The organism is Vreelandella arctica, from assembly GCF_037070215.1.
Lineage (GTDB): Bacteria > Pseudomonadota > Gammaproteobacteria > Pseudomonadales > Halomonadaceae > Vreelandella > Vreelandella arctica.
Genome location: NZ_JBANSN010000081.1, coordinates 1 through 1,855, shown reverse-complemented (window position 1 = coordinate 1,855; position 1,855 = coordinate 1). Strand labels below are relative to the sequence as shown.

Annotated in this window: 2 protein-coding genes and 1 pseudogene; 1 reads left to right on the top strand and 2 read right to left on the bottom strand. The window is 56.9% G+C overall.

The window, feature by feature from the left end; translation table 11 throughout:
* Positions 1 to 1,007 (top strand): IS1380 family transposase (locus V8L70_RS22730; RefSeq protein WP_336270704.1); only part of this gene is annotated, 1,007 nt, incomplete at its 5' end.
* A gap of 170 nt (positions 1,008 to 1,177) precedes the next feature.
* Here V8L70_RS22730 and V8L70_RS22725 read toward each other — a convergent pair.
* Positions 1,178 to 1,735 carry a site-specific integrase gene (locus V8L70_RS22725; RefSeq protein WP_336270703.1) on the bottom strand — a complete coding sequence of 186 codons (558 nt, stop codon included), beginning with the start codon at positions 1,733 to 1,735 and terminating at the stop codon, positions 1,178 to 1,180.
* 6 nt (positions 1,736 to 1,741) lie between these two features.
* Positions 1,742 to 1,855, bottom strand: a pseudogene (locus tag V8L70_RS22720) (IS630-like element ISHsp2 family transposase); the annotation flags it as partial.

The window sequence follows — 1,855 nt, the reverse complement described above, 5'->3', positions numbered from 1 at the left end:
AAGCACCGATCACCGCCGAGACGACGCACGTCTGCCTGGACATCGACACCTTCGTCATGGACAACAGCAACTCGAAGAAGGAAGGCGTCTCGCGGACCTACCAGAAGGTCGATGGCTACACACCGATCGCCGCCTATCTGGGCAACGAAGGGTGGTGTCTGGGCCTGGAGCTGCGCCCCGGCAAGCAGCACACCATGAAGGAAAGCAACGCCTTCCTGGAGCGGGTGCTGCCGCGCGCCCAGGGTTTGACCGAACACCCCATCCTGCTACGCGAGGACAGCGGCTTCGACAGTCAGGCGCACCTGGCGCTTCTCGAACAGCAGCGGCAAGCCTTTGCCGACGGGGACCGCCGGCTCGACTATGTCGTCAAATGGAACCCGCGTGGCTCGGCCACGGCTGATCGAGATACCTGGCTGGCGGTGGCGGCGGACTACTGGGAAGAGCTGCGTCCTGGCAAGCGCCAGGCGCTGTGGACGCAGACCGTCTCGATCCACGACGACAACAAGACCGAATACGTCGTCCAACGCGTGATGCGCCTGGTCGAGCGCACCGCCGATCGCGATGGCCAGTTGCTGCTCGAACCGGACTATGAGTTGGAAGGCTGGTGGACCAGCCTGGACGAGGCGCCGGAGGCGGTGATCAAGCGCTACCAGGCGCATGCCACCCATGAGCAGTTTCACAGCGAGATCAAGACCGATCTCGACCTGGAGCGCTTGCCGTCCGGCAAGTTCGCCACCAACGATCTGATCCTGCATCTCGCCCAGTTGGCCTACAACATCCTGCGCCTGATGGGACAGCTGGGCATGACCGGCGAGCTGAGCCCGGTTCGCCACCCGGCCAAGCGGCGCCGGCTGCGCACCGTGCTACAAGAGCTGGTGCACCGTGCGGCTCTCGTGATTCACAAGGCACGGCAGATCATCCTCGACTTCGGGCAGGATATCGGGCGCATGACGGTGCTCAAGACGCTGCGGAGCCGACTGCGTTATCCACGAGGAACGCCATGCTGACCGTCAATCGGCGACACTCTATCCACAAGCAGTTCCAAGCGACACGCGATCGCCAGATATGTCGTGCCTGGCGGGTGGAAAGGCATGACAAAACGGGCCGTCAGCACCGATCAGCACGGTGGGTTTTGGCAATAACGGGCTTGCGAAAGCCAACTTGCACGGGCGAATGATCAAAAAGTGCTCGCTGGCGGTGATAGGGAAAGTGTCGGCGCCGGCTTCACGGATTCAGGTTCATGGGAACGAGTCTTTTGATTTGGCTTTTCTAGTCGGGGATCGCTAACATCCGCGCCACGCGAACGATAGATAGATATTCGGTCATAGCTACCATGAAACCGGCAATCTGATATCTTAATTTTTGCGAGCGCCCCGCGCCGGATGCCCGTCTGCTCAAGCAGTGAAACAATCAGATAGTTTCTTACTTTGGAAGACTTAAAGGGATTGTGCTTAGACTCAGGAAGGATCATTTCTTGTAGGCTTTCGAATACGCTGTCAGGTATTACCGAATCGGTAGTTGAGACAGGATTGAAATCCGAATTTCGGCCAAACGATTGCTCATCAAGCTTTAATTTTGAGATCAATTTATGAAAGCGATCCTCGACTTCGTCAGTAACTACCTTTCCTCCGTGAAATTCATCAAATAGCCACTCTAGATATTGCCTAAGCCGACGTACTCGACCCTGAATAGTTTCTGGAGCTACCTTTGAGAAAGCCCGGAGGTTCGCTGTCATAAGTGCTTATTCAAAATTAATCGCGTGATCAGCTTCATAGCTACCCAATAGCCGGTGTACCTCTTCACAGAGGTGATCAAACGAAAGGTAAGCACTCAACGGCAGCCATGCGTACTTCAT